This window comes from Pantoea sp. SYBGC1 (assembly GCF_057197005.1).
The window spans coordinates 44132-58475 of record NZ_JBXUNM010000014.1 but is presented as its reverse complement, the minus strand read 5'-3'; the positions used below and the strand labels follow the sequence as shown (position 1 = coordinate 58475).

Annotated in this window: 15 protein-coding genes and 1 tRNA gene; 8 read left to right on the top strand and 8 right to left on the bottom strand. The window is 58.2% G+C overall.

The features are described 5' to 3' along the window. The first annotated feature begins 257 nt into the window (after window positions 1-257). A complete protein-coding gene (locus AC2CF9_RS17360) occupies window positions 258-1058 on the top strand; it encodes an endonuclease/exonuclease/phosphatase family protein (RefSeq protein WP_150018600.1) in 801 nt (266 codons plus the stop codon). 102 nt (window positions 1059-1160) lie between these two features. Here AC2CF9_RS17360 and mltD read toward each other — a convergent pair whose 3' ends face one another. Then, the gene (mltD, locus tag AC2CF9_RS17355; RefSeq protein WP_039382798.1) at window positions 1161-2540 is read right to left on the bottom strand and encodes a murein transglycosylase D; all 1380 of its coding nucleotides are present in this window, start codon (window positions 2538-2540) and stop codon (window positions 1161-1163) included. A 71-nt stretch (window positions 2541-2611) separates the two neighbouring features. Next, window positions 2612-3367, bottom strand: a complete 756-nt coding sequence (gene gloB / locus AC2CF9_RS17350) for a hydroxyacylglutathione hydrolase (RefSeq protein WP_150018599.1) — start codon at window positions 3365-3367, stop codon at window positions 2612-2614. A 39-nt stretch (window positions 3368-3406) separates the two neighbouring features. On the opposite strand from gloB, the gene AC2CF9_RS17345 reads away from it, so the two are divergent. Beyond that, window positions 3407-4141 (top strand): class I SAM-dependent methyltransferase, encoded by a 735-nt coding sequence (locus AC2CF9_RS17345; protein ID WP_094112074.1) that lies wholly within the window; start codon window positions 3407-3409, stop codon window positions 4139-4141. On the opposite strand, the gene rnhA is transcribed toward AC2CF9_RS17345, so the two are convergent. Next, window positions 4126-4593 (bottom strand): ribonuclease HI, encoded by a 468-nt coding sequence (gene rnhA / locus AC2CF9_RS17340; RefSeq protein ID WP_094112073.1) that lies wholly within the window; start codon window positions 4591-4593, stop codon window positions 4126-4128. The two genes, AC2CF9_RS17345 and rnhA, sit on opposite strands and share 16 nt — an antisense overlap. Window positions 4594-4646: 53 nt before the next feature. On the opposite strand from rnhA, the gene dnaQ reads away from it, so the two are divergent. Both dnaQ and AC2CF9_RS17330 read left to right on the top strand, forming a co-directional pair. Continuing rightward, window positions 4647-5378 (top strand): DNA polymerase III subunit epsilon, encoded by a 732-nt coding sequence (gene dnaQ, locus AC2CF9_RS17335; protein WP_039382808.1) that lies wholly within the window; start codon window positions 4647-4649, stop codon window positions 5376-5378. Window positions 5379-5511: 133 nt separating this feature from the next. Next, window positions 5512-5588 (top strand) — tRNA-Asp (locus AC2CF9_RS17330). Window positions 5589-5651: 63 nt separating this feature from the next. On the opposite strand, the gene AC2CF9_RS17325 is transcribed toward AC2CF9_RS17330, so the two are convergent. Continuing rightward, window positions 5652-7145, bottom strand: a complete 1494-nt coding sequence (locus AC2CF9_RS17325; protein WP_484557553.1) for an NCS1 family nucleobase:cation symporter-1 — start codon at window positions 7143-7145, stop codon at window positions 5652-5654. 146 nt (window positions 7146-7291) lie between these two features. Here AC2CF9_RS17325 and AC2CF9_RS17320 point away from each other — a divergent pair, with 146 nt between their 5' ends. The 3 genes from AC2CF9_RS17320 to puuE are packed head-to-tail and all read left to right on the top strand — an operon-like array spanning window position 7292 to window position 9731. Beyond that, window positions 7292-8014: a GntR family transcriptional regulator gene (locus AC2CF9_RS17320; protein ID WP_150018596.1), complete on the top strand. Its 723-nt coding sequence runs from the start codon at window positions 7292-7294 to the stop codon at window positions 8012-8014. Beyond that, window positions 8011-8742 (top strand): allantoin racemase, encoded by a 732-nt coding sequence (hpxA, locus tag AC2CF9_RS17315; protein ID WP_039382816.1) that lies wholly within the window; start codon window positions 8011-8013, stop codon window positions 8740-8742. The genes AC2CF9_RS17320 and hpxA overlap by 4 nt, the downstream gene beginning before the upstream one ends. A gap of 35 nt (window positions 8743-8777) precedes the next feature. Beyond that, window positions 8778-9731, top strand: a complete 954-nt coding sequence (gene puuE, locus AC2CF9_RS17310; protein ID WP_484557552.1) for an allantoinase PuuE — start codon at window positions 8778-8780, stop codon at window positions 9729-9731. Between the two features lie 35 nt (window positions 9732-9766). On the opposite strand, the gene hpxZ is transcribed toward puuE, so the two are convergent. From hpxZ to AC2CF9_RS17290, 4 genes are read right to left on the bottom strand one after another with little or no spacing between them, the layout of a single operon-like run. Further along, window positions 9767-10153 carry an oxalurate catabolism protein HpxZ gene (gene hpxZ, locus AC2CF9_RS17305; protein ID WP_150018594.1) on the bottom strand — a complete coding sequence of 129 codons (387 nt, stop codon included), beginning with the start codon at window positions 10151-10153 and terminating at the stop codon, window positions 9767-9769. 2 nt (window positions 10154-10155) lie between these two features. Further along, window positions 10156-11553 (bottom strand): AtzE family amidohydrolase, encoded by a 1398-nt coding sequence (locus AC2CF9_RS17300; protein ID WP_484557551.1) that lies wholly within the window; start codon window positions 11551-11553, stop codon window positions 10156-10158. Further along, window positions 11544-11735, bottom strand: a complete 192-nt coding sequence (gene hpxX, locus AC2CF9_RS17295; protein WP_150018592.1) for an oxalurate catabolism protein HpxX — start codon at window positions 11733-11735, stop codon at window positions 11544-11546. The genes AC2CF9_RS17300 and hpxX overlap by 10 nt, the downstream gene beginning before the upstream one ends. A gap of 12 nt (window positions 11736-11747) precedes the next feature. Further along, on the bottom strand, window positions 11748-13334 hold the full coding sequence (locus AC2CF9_RS17290) for a gamma-glutamyltransferase family protein (RefSeq protein WP_484557550.1): 1587 nt from the start codon (window positions 13332-13334) through the stop codon (window positions 11748-11750). Between the two features lie 169 nt (window positions 13335-13503). Here AC2CF9_RS17290 and hpxU point away from each other — a divergent pair, with 169 nt between their 5' ends. Then, the gene (gene hpxU / locus AC2CF9_RS17285) at window positions 13504-14343 is read left to right on the top strand and encodes a MurR/RpiR family transcriptional regulator HpxU (RefSeq protein WP_150018590.1); all 840 of its coding nucleotides are present in this window, start codon (window positions 13504-13506) and stop codon (window positions 14341-14343) included. Window position 14344: the final 1 nt, after the last annotated feature.

The window sequence follows — 14344 nt, the reverse complement described above, 5'->3', positions numbered from 1 at the left end:
GAGCGGTAGTTCAGTTGGTTAGAATACCTGCCTGTCACGCAGGGGGTCGCGGGTTCGAGCCCCGTCCGTTCCGCCACTATATTGAGAAGCCCTGACTGTTAAAGTCAGGGCTTTTTCATATTCTTTTTTTCCCTCCGGCATTGTGAACCTTTGTCGTGAGGTGAATTCCGACATTCGATACCACGAATTGAAACCCCGCGCTAAAATCCCTATAACAGTCAGTGTGAACTCTTTGTTGTTATCAGCCAGGCGGTAAAGTGCGAAAGAAAACCTATGCAATGCGCTATATAGCAGGCCAGCCAGCGGAGCAAATTTTTCCGCCTGGCGCCATGCTGCATCTTGGTCAGGGTCTGCCGCCAGGTGAGCCGCTACCGGCCGATCCCACCCTGCGGGTGCTGGTATGGAACATCTTCAAACAGCAGCGCGCTGACTGGATGTCGGTATTGCAGGGATTCGGTCGTGATGCCCATCTGGTCCTCCTGCAGGAGGCGCAAACCACGCCTGAACTGATCCAGTTTGCTACCAGTAATTATCTTGCCGCCGATCAGGTGCCCGCTTTTGTGCTGCCTCAGCACCCGTCAGGGGTGATGACGCTCGCATCTGCGCATCCGGTCTACTGCTGCCCGTTGCGCGAGCGTGAGCCGCTGCTGCGGCTGGCAAAATCTGCGCTGGTCACCGCATACCCTCTGCCAACCGGCGATATGCTGATGGTAGTGAATATCCATGCGGTCAATTTCAGTCTGGGTGTGGACGTATACAGTAAGCAGCTGGGGCCTATAGGAGAGCAGATCCGGCATCACCGTGGTCCGGTGATAATGGCAGGGGATTTTAATGCATGGAGTCGTCAGCGCATGAACGCGCTCTATCGCTTTGCCCGCGCTATGTCTCTGCGGGAAGTGGCGTTTACAGACGATCACCGGCGTAAAGCGTTTGGCCGGCCGCTCGACTTTGTCTTTTACCGGGATATGAAGGTGAGTGAAGCAGCGGTGCTGGTCACCCGCGCCTCCGATCATAATCCGCTGCTGGTAGAGTTTACCCCCGTCACTGTCGCGCGCTAAACGCACCCTCTTGTAACGGCGAGACGCTCTGGCCGGCACTGCTCTGGATGAGGCTATGCCGATAAAGAAAAAAGGCTGACAAATGTCAGCCTTTTCAGTGCATCAGGTATCTGGCGTTGCGCTATTCTTAACAAACAGAGTGAGCTTATCACCCGGCTGTATATCCTTCGCGTCGCTGTTCCAGCGCATAACGTCCTGCGTGTTAACACCGTGACGTTTTGCAATACTGGCAAAAGAATCACCCTTACGAACGCGGTAGGTGATGCTGTTGCCGTTATCTGCCAACTGCGATGCTGCTGTCGTACCGCTAACCGTGAGGGTCTGGCCGATACGTACTGCCGCACTGCGCAGATTGTTCTGCTGTTTTAGCGAGCTCATGCTGACACCCAGCTTACTGGCGATACCGGATAGCGTGTCGCCTTTACGTACTTTGTAGCTGTTACCGGCTGCGCTGGCTTTAGCCAGTTCAACAGGCTGCACGGAGGCGATATCTCCGGAGGCCAGAGAGTTACGCAGCTGTGCCACGTTGGACTTAGGCACCATAATATAGTGCGGTCCGTTTGGCGCCGTCGTGCCATTTTTGTACCCGGCGTTAAATGTCTTCAGTTTACTGAGCGACATGCCCGCCATTTCTGCAGCCTGAGTTAACTGCATCTGCTGTCCCACTTCCACACGCGCCAGCGCGCGGCTTTCGTTAGGGGCTGGCAGTTTAATGCCGTAACGCTTGTTGTTCTTGAGCAGTTCGCTTAAAGCCAGCATTTTCGGGACATAGATGGTTGTTTCGCGCGGCAGTGATAAATGCCAGAAGTCAGTCGGCTTACCCCGTGCCTTATTCTGCTTCATCGCTTTCAACACGCGTCCTTCGCCGCTATTATAGGCTGCTACGGTCAGTAGCCAGTCGCCATCAAACATGCGATTCAAACGCTGCATCATATCCAGTGCTACTTTGGTTGAGGCCACCACATCACGGCGTCCGTCATACCAGCGGTTCTGTTTCAGACCATAATTTTTGCCCGTTTGCGCAACGATCTGCCAGATGCCTGCGGCATTGGCGGAGGAGGTTGCGTGAGGGTCAAAAGCGCTCTCCACTATGGGTAGCAGTACCAGTTCCATCGGCATTTTACGTTTCTGTATCTGCTCGACAATCCAGTACATGTACGGCTCTGCCCGTAATGTTACATCGTGGAGATAGCTCTTATTTTTTAAAAACTTTGTTTTCTGTTCGCGGATCCGGGCATTTTCCGGGATCCCCATCTTCAACTCGTCACTAATGAGATTCCAGAGATCGGTGTCTTCTGCGAGGCTGGTTCCATCATCTTGCCAGCGCGGCGACAACAAGCGATTTCCGTACTTTCCATTTTCACCTTGACCAGCTGAAGACAGGCTCTGTGCATGCTGAGCGGGGATATTGGCGTCATTCCGTGATGCCTGACATCCGACCAGCAAGACTGAGGCGAGTAATAATATCGCTTTAGCCTTCATGTGTGTGTCAGTAGTTCGCTTAAAAGACGAGCAACTATACGTGACGTACCGGCACAACACAACCCAAAAAATTAAAACTGGTCTTTCTTATTACGCAATTCAGCAAAAGTCTGCCATAACGGGGCGGATTCCACATTAATTGCTAAAGCTTTTTGTAAATCAGCATCTTGTGTGCGTAAAAATAAATTTATCTCACGTTCCAGCGCCAGTTTTGTCGGTAAAGTAGTGCGATTTTCTGCCCGTAAATCCTTAATTTCCTGATATCTGGCCAGAATTTTCGGATCATGGGGTAAAATTGCCGCAGAAAACTTCATATTAGATAAAGTATATTCATGTGCGCAGCAGATAAGCGTATCGGCGGGAAGTTGATTAAGTTTCTGAAATGAATGGAACATTTGTTCTGCTGTGCCTTCAAAAAGTCGCCCGCAGCCGCCTGAAAACATTGTGTCGCCGCAGAAAAGATAAGGTTCACTGTAATATGAGATATGTCCTAAAGTGTGGCCGGGCGTGGCAATAACCTGAAAAGGCAGGCCGAGCAGCGTAACGGTTTCGCCCTCATGAACAATATGCTGCGCCCCCTTAGCCGCCGTTTCCTGGGGGCCATACACCTCGAGCTGAGGATAACGCTGCAGCAGTTCAGCAACCCCGCCGGTATGGTCCTGATGATGATGCGTCAGCAGAACAGCCACCGGCGTCCAGCGATTAGCTTCAATTTTTTCAATCAGCGGCCGGGCTTCACCGGGGTCAACAATCAGGCAGTTACCGGCGTCGTCGTTCAGCGTCCAGATGTAGTTATCCGTTAAAGCGGGAATACTGGTAAGATTCATAAACACCTCTCTGGTTGTCTTAAAGGAAGATGGTAGAGCATGAAGCCAGCGAAAACACGTCAGATCCTGACCGCGCCGCGCACCTGGAATGATATGCCCTGGGGAGAGTACTTTCGCGATGCGTTAACCCAGCAGCTACAGCCCTGGCTGGCGAGGCTCTATGGCTTCCACATGCTAAAAATTGGCAGCCTGAGCGCAGAAATCAATACCAGCCAGTGTGCCATATCTCATCAGGTCAATGTTGGCAGTGAGGGCGACGCACTGCAGGTGCTTGCCAGCGTTGCTCAGCTGCCGTTTGAGTCTAAATCAATCGATGCCTGCCTGCTGGCGCACACGCTGGCATGGGAGCAGGATCCGCACCGCGTGTTACGCGAAGTAGACAGGGTGCTGATTGATGATGGCTGGCTGATTATCAGCGGCTTCAATCCTTTCAGCCTGCTGGGGATTAGCAAAGCGATACCAGGCCTGAGCCGCCGCGCACCCTGGAACAGCAGAATGTTCAGCCAGGTGCGTCTGCTGGACTGGCTGAGTCTGCTGAATTATGAAGTGGTCTACCGCACGCGTTTTCAGGTGGTGCCGTGGCATCGACAGGGGGGCAGGATGATCAGTGCGCATCTGCCGGCACTGGGGTGTCTGAACATCGTGGTGGCCCGCAAGCGCACGTTCCCGCTTACGCCAGCTAAAATGAAAACGGCGCGCAGCAGTGCGCAGCTGCGTCCGGTAGTAAACGCTACGCGTCAGTTCCGCGAAACGCAGGATCAGGATGCAACCTGATAGCCGATGTCTTCCAGCGCCGGATTACCGGCAGCGCTGCGCGCCAGTTCGTCACAGCGCTCATTCTCCGGATGGCCGGCATGCCCCTTCACCCACTCCCATTTAATGGTATGGGTGCTGAGCGCCGTATCCAGACGCTGCCACAGGTCGGTATTCTTAACCGCTTTTTTATCAGCGGTTTTCCAGCCGCGCTTTTTCCAGTTGTGGATCCAGCTGGTAATACCCTGGCGGACATACTGGCTGTCTGTGCTGATGACCACGTCGCACGGCTGCGTCAGCGCCTCTAAGGCGACAATGGCCGCCATCAGCTCCATACGGTTGTTGGTGGTCAGGCGATAGCCCGCGCTGAATAACTTTTCATGCTCGCGATAGCGTACAATAGCCCCGTAGCCGCCCGGTCCCGGATTACCAAGGCAGGAGCCGTCGGTGAAAATTTCTACCTGTTTGCGCATCTCTGGTAGACTTCCCTCTGAAAAAACGCCAAGTCTGACACAAAACGAGCCCTATGATCACTGCAAATAACCGCCAGATTGTCCTCGATACTGAAACCACCGGCATGAACATGATCGGGGTTCATTATGAGGGGCATCGCATCATTGAGATCGGTGCGGTTGAAGTCATCAACCGTCGCCTGACCGGCAACAACTTCCATATGTATCTCAGGCCCGATCGGCTGGTAGATCCGGAAGCGTTCGGGGTTCACGGCATCGCCGATGAGTTTCTGGCCGATAAGCCAACCTTTGCGCAGATAGCCGATGAGTTTCTCGACTATATTCGCGGAGCCGAGCTGGTTATTCATAACGCCTCGTTTGATATCGGCTTTATGGACTATGAGTTTGGCATGCTGCAGCGTGATATTGGCAAAACCGAAAGCTTTTGCAAAATCACCGATAGCCTGGCGATGGCGCGTAAAATGTTTCCCGGCAAGCGCAACAGCCTGGACGCATTGTGCAACCGTTATGAAATCGACAACAGCAAGCGTACGCTGCATGGCGCACTGCTGGATGCCGAGATTCTGGCAGAGGTCTTCCTGACCATGACCGGCGGCCAGACGTCGCTGGCGTTTTCAATGGAGGGCGACCAGCGTAATCAGGCTGAAGGTGAGCATATTCAGCGTATCAGCCGCCCCGGTTCAGGCCTGCGCGTGATTAATGCCAGTGATGAAGAGGTGATGGCGCACGAAAGCCGCCTCGATCTGGTTAATAAAAAAGGTGGCAGCTGTCTGTGGCGCGCCTGATGCACTGATTTTGCTGCTAAAAACAGCGGGAAGCTGAAAAAAGCGGCAAACGTGTCATTTTGATATAAAAAGCGTTGACGGGGGAGGGGGCTGCCATTAATATGCGCCTCGTTCCCGACGGGGAACAAAGCGCGGAGCGGTAGTTCAGTTGGTTAGAATACCTGCCTGTCACGCAGGGGGTCGCGGGTTCGAGCCCCGTCCGTTCCGCCAATCTATTTAAAAAAGCCGATTCAGAAATGAATCGGCTTTTTGCTGTCTGCAATTCAGTCAGAGCTACACACCCTCTTTTTGCAGCGTCGCTTCCGGGCGATAGGAGACCGGTACGATCCGTTCCGCACGCGCCAGCCAGCGATAACAGCCAGCGCCCAGCGCCACGCCGATAAACCAGCTGAAGTTAGCTACCGCATGCAGCGCCGGAATAAAACTTATCGTCAGGCAGATCCCGACCGCCGGCAGCAGCGCCGCGATCGCTTTGGGATTAAAGCCGTTGCGGTACCAGTAACGTCCCTGCGGCGTGGCGTTAAACAGGTCATCAACGCTTACGCGGCCGCCTTTAATCAGATAAAAATCCGCAATCAGAATGCCGAACAGCGGGCCAACAAACGAGCCCAGCACATCCAGCGTATAGTGGATCAGTTCAGGTGACTGAAACAGATTCCACGGCGTCAGCAGCACAGAACCCACCGCGGCGATCATGCCACCGGTACGGAAACTGATCTTCTGCGGGGAGCAGTTAGAGAAATCAAAGGCGGGAGACACAAAATTCGCCACGATATTGATGCCAATGGTGGCGGTGATCATGGTCAGCAGGCCGATAGCGACGGCCAGGTCGTTGCCTACCATACTCACCGTCTCAATCGGATCGGTGATCATTCTGCCAAACAGCGACTGGGTGCCGGAGACAATCACCACGGTGACCACGGAGAACAGCAGGAAGTTAAACGGTAATCCCCAGCGGTTGCCGCGGCGAACTTCACTCATGTTTTTGCCGTAACGGGAAAAGTCGCCGAAATTGAGCAGAGGACCGGAAAAGTAGGAGACGACCAGGGCGGTTGCAGTGATCATCTGCCAGGTCTGTTCGCCGGCGCTCAGTGATTTACTGGCGAGCGTAAAAGAGATACCGGCCAGACCGGTTTTGTATACAATCCAGCCCGCCAGCGCGACCATTACGACATAGACTGCCGGACCCGCCACGTCGATAAAGCGCTTGATGGCGTTCATGCCGTGCCAGAACACCATCGCCTGCAGCAGCCACATGACGCCAAAGCAGCACCAGCCGAGCAGCGACAGCCCCAGCCAGCTGCTTTGCGTCATGCTATTAAGCGCCGGGAAGAACTTCAGCAGAACCAGCATCAGGGCATTCGCCGCCAGATAGGTCTGAATACCGTACCAGGCAAACGCGATCAGTCCGCGGATCACGGCCGGAATATTGGCGCCGAATACGCCAAACGCCTGGCGACAGATCACCGCATAGGGCACGCCTGCCATCTGGCTGGGTTTCGCCACCAGATTCGCACAGAGCTGCACAATACCGATCCCGGCCAGCAGGCATAACAGCACCTGCCAGCTTGCCAGTCCCAGCGTAAAGAAGCTGGCGGCAACCACATAGCCGCCCATGCTGTGCACATCCGACATCCAGAAAGAAAAGATGTTGTACCACGTCCAGCTCTGCTGGCGCGTTGGGGCCAGATCCTCATTACACAGGCGTGGACTATAGGCCGCGCGGGCATCAGCCTGCGCTGGCGTCACTTCAGTATGAATTGGCATGAAACCTGCTCCTCTCACCATGATGGGGAAAATATTCACCGTTTAGAGAGCTATTGCAGGATCCAGGCCAGAAGTGATTTGTTGTATACAAAAAATGAAAGGAGTGTATACGATATCTGGCAATCAGCTATTTTCCGGAGCAGGTAATGAAGCATGAATCCGCAGTGAAGCCGCGCGCTGTGCCGTTTGAAAAAGATGAAGCGATCTTCCAGGCATTACTTAATGCCATCGTTGAGCACCAGCTTCCGCCGGGCAGCAAACTGCCTGAAGAAGCGCTGGCAGAGGTGTTTGGCGTCAGCCGTACCGGCATTCGTAAAGTGCTGCAGCGCCTCGCGGCGGTGCAGATGATCACGCTGTCGCCCGGACGTGGTGCACAGGTCAGCACGCCCGATGTGGCGGAATCACGCGATATCTTTGCCACGCGCAGCATGCTGGAGTGCGCCAACCTGCCCGCGGTACTGACGCATCTGCAGTCGCCACACCTCGCAGCGCTGGAGGCGATTATTACGCAGGAGCAGCAGGCGCATCAGCAGAATGACGGCGCGGCTGCCATTCGCCTTTCAGCCGCGTTTCACATCCAGCTGCAGGCGATATCCGGCAATCAGGTGCTGACCGATATCATCACGCGCCTGACCCAGCGCTCATCGCTGGTGATTGCCGCCTGGGGAACGCCCTGGCAGCACGGCTGCCGCTGCGATCATCACGACAGGCTGGTCGATCTGCTGCGCCAGCGGGCGCTGCCTGCGCTGACTGAGGCGCTGACACACCACTTTGACCATATTCTCTCCAGCCTGCACTTTGAGCGCAGCGGTGAAACGCTGCCCGATTTCAGCCGGTTATTTGCCGGTCATAAAGGAGCCCTATCATGAGCCTGATTCAGGTGATCAATCCCAATACCAGCCTGGCAATGACTGAAACCATTGGTGCGGCCGCGCGTGCTGTGGCGGCACCGGGCACGGACATTCTGGCGGTCTGCCCGCAGCAGGGCGTACCCTCCATAGAGGGACACTTTGATGAGGCGATAGCCGCGATCGGCGTACTGGAGCAGATTAAGCGTGGCGAAGCGCAGGGCGTCAGCGGCCATGTCATCGCCTGCTTTGGCGATCCCGGCTTGCTGGCGGCGCGTGAGCTGGCCAGCGGCCCGGTAATCGGTATTGCCGAAGCGGCAATGCATACCGCCACGCTGGTGGCGACGCGCTTTACCATCGTCACCACGCTGCCGCGTACGCTGGTGATCGCCCGCCATCTGCTGCAGCAGTATGGTTTTACGCACCACTGTGCGGCGCTGCACGCCATCGATCTGCCGGTACTGGCGCTGGAGGATGGCAGCGGCGTGGCGCAGGAGAAAGTCCGGGCGCGCTGCATTCAGGCCAAACGTGAAGATAACAGCGGCGCGATTGTGCTGGGCTGCGGTGGCATGGCGTCGCTGGCGCAGGATCTGACCCGCGAACTGGATATGCCGGTGATCGATGGCGTCAGCGCGGCGGTAAAAATGATAGAGGCGCTGGTGGCGCTTGGCCTGGGCACCAGCAAGCATGGCGATCTCGCTTATCCGCTGCAAAAACCCCTCAGCGGCGCCTTTCAGCACCTAAACTAAGGTCTGGCTGAGGTGTGACAACAGGAACTGACTGAATGAATGACGCATCTGAAAAGAAAGAGTACAGCTTCAACAAAAATTATCCGCGCGATCTGATCGGCTATGGTGGCCAGCCGCCGCATGCGCAGTGGCCCGGCAACGCCCGGGTGGCGGTACAGTTCGTACTTAATTATGAAGAGGGCGCAGAAAACAACGTGCTGCATGGCGATGCTGGTTCGGAGCAGTTCCTGTCCGATATCATTGGCGCAGCCAGCTACGCCGATCGCCACATGTCGATGGATTCCCTGTATGAGTATGGGTCGCGTGCCGGTTTCTGGCGCATTCATCATGAGTTTCAGAAGCGTGGCCTGCCGCTGACGGTGTTTGGTGTGGCGATGGCGCTGGCGCGGCACCCGGAAATTGTCGCCGCGATTAAAGCGGCGGATTATGACGTGGTCAGCCACGGCTGGCGCTGGATCCACTATCAGGGAATGGATGCCAAAACTGAACGTCAGCATATGCAGCAGGCGGTCGACGTGCTGACCGAACTGTTTGGCAAAGCGCCGACGGGCTGGTACACCGGGCGGGACAGTCCAAACACCCGCCGGCTGGTCGCAGAGCAGGGCGGCTTCAGCTATGACAGTGACTACTACGGCGACGATCTGCCGTTCTGGACTCAGGTCACACGTCAGGATGGCACCGTCAAGCCGCATCTGATCATCCCCTACACGCTGGAGTGCAACGACATGCGCTTCGCCACGGCGCAGGGATTCAACACCGCCGAACACTTCTTCACCTACCTGCGTGATACCTTTGATGTGCTGTATGAAGAAGGGGAGAGCGCCCCGAAAATGATGTCGGTCGGCATGCACTGCCGCCTGCTGGGGCGTCCGGGAAAATTCCGCGCGCTGCAGCGTTTTCTTGATCACATTCAGCAGCATGAAAAGGTGTGGATCTGCACCCGCCAGCAGATTGCCGATCACTGGATGACGGTACATCCCGCGCCCTGATAATGCCCTCACCGCAGGGGTGAGGGCTGACGCGCTTACTCACTCATCAGGCTCACCTGCGCGGCCGCAATGCGCCACCCCTGCGGCAGCCGCACCCACGTCTGCTGCTGCCGTCCGATACGCGCCGTTCCCTCGCGGGTAAACTCGGTGCTGCACACCGCGTAATCGTCGCCAAACGTGGTGATCACCGTATTGCGCAGCGTGCGATCGAGCCCTTTTGACGGCCGTGCTGCGCGAAAGGCGCGAATCTCCTCAATCCCGTACAGATTCTCTCCGGCACCGAGTCGCACCGTGCGCGCATCGTGCCAGAATAGTTCGTCCAGCACCGCGACATCATTGCTCACCAGCGCCTGCTCGTAGCGGTAAAACGCGGCGGTGACTTCAGCCAGTATCGCCGGACGATCGATATGTTCAGGTGTCATTTTCAGGCATCCATAAAAGAGGTTTGTGGCAGCGTCACACCTTGCTGCTGCAGCGCCCAGGCGGCGCGCAGCGCCAGCTCTTCATTGCCCGGCGCGGCAATCAACTGCAGGCCAATCGGTAAGCCGCTGGCGGTGAGCAGCGGTACGCTACATACCGGCAGGCCGAGGAATGAAATCGGCTGCGTCAGCATGCCCATGCTGGCGCGTGTCGGCAAATCCTGACCGTTGATGTGAATGGTTTCCTGGCCGATGGTGGTGGCGGTACAGGGCGTGGCGGGGGCGATCAGCACGTCATAATGGTCGAACAGCGGCAGAACCTGTTGCTGGAAGTGGCGGCGGAACCGCTGGGCCTGCACATACCACGCGGCGGGCAGCATTGCGCCAGCCAGCAGGCGTTCTCGTGAATTCGGCTCAAAGCGTTCTGGCTGGGTGCGCAGAGCGGGCAGATAGTGATTGCCGCCTTCCGCCGCGGTCATGATAAACGCGGCCGCGCGCGCGAGTTCGGCCTGGGGCAGCGTCACTTCTTCTGCCGCACCGAGCGCGCTGGCCGCTACCGCTACCGCCGCGCGCGCCTCATCATTGCACCAGGTGGTAAAAAAACCACCCAGCGTCGCGCAGCGCAGCCCGTCGCTGCCCGCCTGCAGGCGGTCGCTGACCGGTTCCGGCGGCCGCGTCAGCTGAAACGCATCCTCTGCGTCGCGGCCCTGCAGCGCATCATAAACCAGACTGAGATCGTCAACCGAGCGGGCAAACGGGCCGATATGATCGAGACTGGCGACAAACGGCTGTGTACCGCTGCGCGACAGGCGGCCAAAGGTGGGCTTAAGGCCGAAGATGCCGCACAGCGACGCCGGTACGCGAATCGAGCCGTTGGTATCGCTGCCGAGCGAAAAGTGCACCAGTCCGGCCGCTACCGCGGCGGCAGAGCCGCCGGATGACCCACCGGCGATGCGCGTGATATCGCGCGGGTTGCAGGTAGCGCCATAGTGACTGTTTTCGGTAGTAAAGCCATAGGCGTAGGCATCCATGTTCAGCATACCGGAGAGTAGCGCGCCCGATTCATGCATCCGGTTGACTGCCCAGGCGTCTGCTCGCGCCGCCGCACGCGTGCTGAACAGGCTGGCGCCCGCCAGCGTGGTATGGCCGGCTACGTCAAACAGATTTTTTACCGCATAAGGAATGCCCGCCAGCGGCGGCAGCGTTTCGCCACGCAGGCGCTGCCGGTCAAGCTCTTCAGCCTCGCGCAGCATGCGCTGCCCGGTGATCGCCGTCCATGCGTTGAGCGCCGGGTTATGCTGCTCAATCGCCGCCAGCGTATGGCGGGCAACCTCAGCCGCGCCGATTTCACCCTGCTGCAGCGCGCGCTGCAGCGCTGTAATTGATAATGACGTCAGGCGCATGGCTGGAACACCCCGGCCACTTCCAGGCGATCGTCCAGCGGCAGCGCCATCAGCGGCGCGGCGATAGCAGCGATCCGGCTGAGCTGCAGCTGCAGCTCAGCACGACGTGCGTCATTCAGATCCAGTGCGAGGATCTGCTCCATCTGAGCGACATAATTCGCCCACTCTGCGGATTCGGTCATGAGTCTCTCCTGTTAAAAACCGGCTGCGCTGCCGTTGCTGCGCGGATCGAAAGCGCCTTCCAGCATGCCGCTGGTGTGGCGCACGACGGCGCCCGCATGGCCCACCACTTCACTGAAGTCAGAGAGCAGCTCAACCTGATGCCCCAGCAGACGCAGCCGGCCCACCGTTTCCGGCGCCACGCGCGCTTCCAGTTTGAGTGAGTCAGAGGCCTCGCCCCAGGTGCGCCCCAGCAGCCAGCGTGGCGCACTGACCGCCTGCTGCAGCGGCATACCCTGAATAACGTGACGGGTAAAAATGGCCGCCTGCGTCTGCGGCTGACCATCTCCGCCCATCGATCCATATACCATGACCCGACCATCTTTCAGGCGGGCGGCGGCAGGGTTAAGCGTGTGAAATGGCTGTTTGCCCGGCAGCAGCGCCAGCAGATGATCGGGTTGCAGGCTGAACGCCGCGCCGCGGTTCTGCCAGGTGATGCCGCTGCCTGGCAGCACCACGCCGCTGCCAAATTCGTGGTAGATGCTCTGAATAAAAGAGACCGCCAGCCCGCTGCTGTCGATAGCGCCCATCCAGACGGTATCGCCCGGACCGCGTCCGGTTCCCCACGGCGCGGCGCGGTGGTCATCAATATTGGCCGCAAGGCTGGCAAGATGATTGGCACTGAGCAGTGCCTGCACGTCGGTATCGCTATGGCGAGGATCGGTGATGTGCCGATCGCGCAGGCTGAACGCCTGCTTGGTCGCCTCCACAATCCGGTGCAGCGTCTGAGCTTCATCAGCCTGCGCCATGTCCAGACGATCGGTAATGCCCAGAATCGCCAGCGACACCAGCCCCTGCGTCGGCGGCGTCATGTTCCAGATATCGCCTTCGCTGTGCGCGAGGTGGAGCGGGGTGCAGCGCCGGGCGCGATGCTGCTGCAGATCGTTCAGCGTGACCGGCATCCCCAGCGCGTGCATGTCATCTGCCAGCGACCGTGCCAGCCGGCCGCGGTAAAAGCTCTCCAGCCCCTCTTCACTCAGCTGGCTGAGCGTGGCCGCCAGCGCAGGCTGGGTAAAGCGGCTGCCCGGCTGGGGCGGTCCGCCATCCGGCATAAACGTGGCGGCAAAGCCGGGCTGATGCTGCAGCTCAGGCGCTTTTGCGGCGGTCGCGGCCGCCTGCGAGGCGGTAACCGGTATGCCGTCGGCAGCGTAACGGATAGCATCGCGCAGCAGACGGTGTGGCGGCAGCGGCGCATGGCCCAGCTCCTGTGACAGGGTCAGCGCCTCCTGCCAGCCGCTGACGGTGCCGGCGACGGTCAGCGCCGCTTCCGGCCCGCGATGCGGAATCGTCTGCCGGCCCTGATAAAAACGCACTGTCGCCAGCGAGCCGGCGGCGCCACTGGCATCAATCGCAATCGGTTCCCCCTCAGGCGGCACCACCAGCCAGAAGCCGTCGCCGCCCAGCCCGTTCATATGCGGATAGACCACCGCAATGGTAGCGGCGGCGGCGACCATCGCTTCGAGTGCGCTGCCGCCGTCGCGCAGTACGGCAAGGGCGCTTTCACTCGCCAGATGATGGGGGGTGACGACCATGCCCTGCGGGGCCATGTTGCTCTGAATCATAATTGTTCCCGGCTCATTTCTGCTCATCTCCATCCGACACAGCTGCCAAACCCGCTGCGGCGGCATTCCCTGACGTAAACATAAGCAAGAGCTGTTCCACTTTTTCTGTCGGCAGGCGCTGGATCGATTTATGCTAGAGCAGGGTGAAACGAAAGTTACAGGACAACGCATGAAACAACTCGATGAACGTCTGCGCAGCCAGTACGCGCAGCTGTCGCCTCAGGAGCAGCGCATTGCTGACTTTGTGTTTGACCATTTTGATGACCTGATCAGCTACAACAGTGCCGAACTGGCGCGGCTAAGCGGCGTCTCCAAAGCAACGGTAAGCCGGCTGTTCCGGCGCCTTGGCTATGAAAAATATAAAGATATGCGCGATGAGCTGCGCACCCTGCGGCAGAGCGGAATGCCGCTCACCGACAACCGCGACGCGGTACAGGGAAACACGCTGCTGGCGCGCCACTATAAGCAGGAGATGGCGAACCTGACGCAGTGGATCAACCGTATCGACAGCCAGCAGTTAAGTGACGTCGTCGCCGCGCTGGGCAGCGCAAAACGCGTCTTTATTGTCGGTATGCGTAACGCGTACCCGGTGGCGCTGCACCTGCGTCAGCAGCTGCTGCAGGCGCGTGCCCACGTGGTACTGCTGCCGCAGCCGGGCCAGACGCTGGGCGAAGAGCTGGTGGATATTACCCCGGACGATATGGTGGTGGTGATGGCGTTCCGGCGACGTCCGCGCCTGCTGCGTCCGCTGATGCAGCAGCTGCAGCAGCGCGATATCCCGCTGCTGGCGCTCTCCGAGCCGCAGGCGCAGGGGATTCAGGGCGTGGCACGCTGGCAGCTTTGTGCCCCGCTGGACAGCGTGTCTGCTTTCGACAGTTACGCTTCAGCCATGAGCCTGGTCAATTTACTGGCAAATGCGCTGCTGCATGAAACTCTGGCGCAGGGTCGGCAGCGCATTCATCAGATAGCCGATCTCTATCAGCATCTCGATGAGCTGGAACACCGATAGC

Excerpts from the sequence above, each read along its gene's own strand:
- rnhA (WP_094112073.1), bottom strand. The coding sequence starts at position 4,593 with ATGCGCAAACAGGTAGAAATTTTCACCGACGGCTCCTGCCTTGGTAAT.
- hpxX (WP_150018592.1), bottom strand. The coding sequence starts at position 11,735 with ATGACCGAATCCGCAGAGTGGGCGAATTATGTCGCTCAGATGGAGCAG.
- hpxZ (WP_150018594.1), bottom strand. The coding sequence starts at position 10,153 with ATGACACCTGAACATATCGATCGTCCGGCGATACTGGCTGAAGTCACC.
- AC2CF9_RS17290 (WP_484557550.1), bottom strand. The coding sequence starts at position 13,334 with ATGATTCAGAGCAACATGGCCCCGCAGGGCATGGTCGTCACCCCCCAT.
- mltD (WP_039382798.1), bottom strand. The coding sequence starts at position 2,540 with ATGAAGGCTAAAGCGATATTATTACTCGCCTCAGTCTTGCTGGTCGGA.
- gloB (WP_150018599.1), bottom strand. The coding sequence starts at position 3,367 with ATGAATCTTACCAGTATTCCCGCTTTAACGGATAACTACATCTGGACG.
- AC2CF9_RS17345 (WP_094112074.1), top strand. The coding sequence starts at position 3,407 with ATGAAGCCAGCGAAAACACGTCAGATCCTGACCGCGCCGCGCACCTGG.
- AC2CF9_RS17320 (WP_150018596.1), top strand. The coding sequence starts at position 7,292 with ATGAAGCATGAATCCGCAGTGAAGCCGCGCGCTGTGCCGTTTGAAAAA.
- hpxU (WP_150018590.1), top strand. The coding sequence starts at position 13,504 with ATGAAACAACTCGATGAACGTCTGCGCAGCCAGTACGCGCAGCTGTCG.
- AC2CF9_RS17325 (WP_484557553.1), bottom strand. The coding sequence starts at position 7,145 with ATGCCAATTCATACTGAAGTGACGCCAGCGCAGGCTGATGCCCGCGCG.
- hpxA (WP_039382816.1), top strand. The coding sequence starts at position 8,011 with ATGAGCCTGATTCAGGTGATCAATCCCAATACCAGCCTGGCAATGACT.
- AC2CF9_RS17300 (WP_484557551.1), bottom strand. The coding sequence starts at position 11,553 with ATGCGCCTGACGTCATTATCAATTACAGCGCTGCAGCGCGCGCTGCAG.
- dnaQ (WP_039382808.1), top strand. The coding sequence starts at position 4,647 with ATGATCACTGCAAATAACCGCCAGATTGTCCTCGATACTGAAACCACC.
- puuE (WP_484557552.1), top strand. The coding sequence starts at position 8,778 with ATGAATGACGCATCTGAAAAGAAAGAGTACAGCTTCAACAAAAATTAT.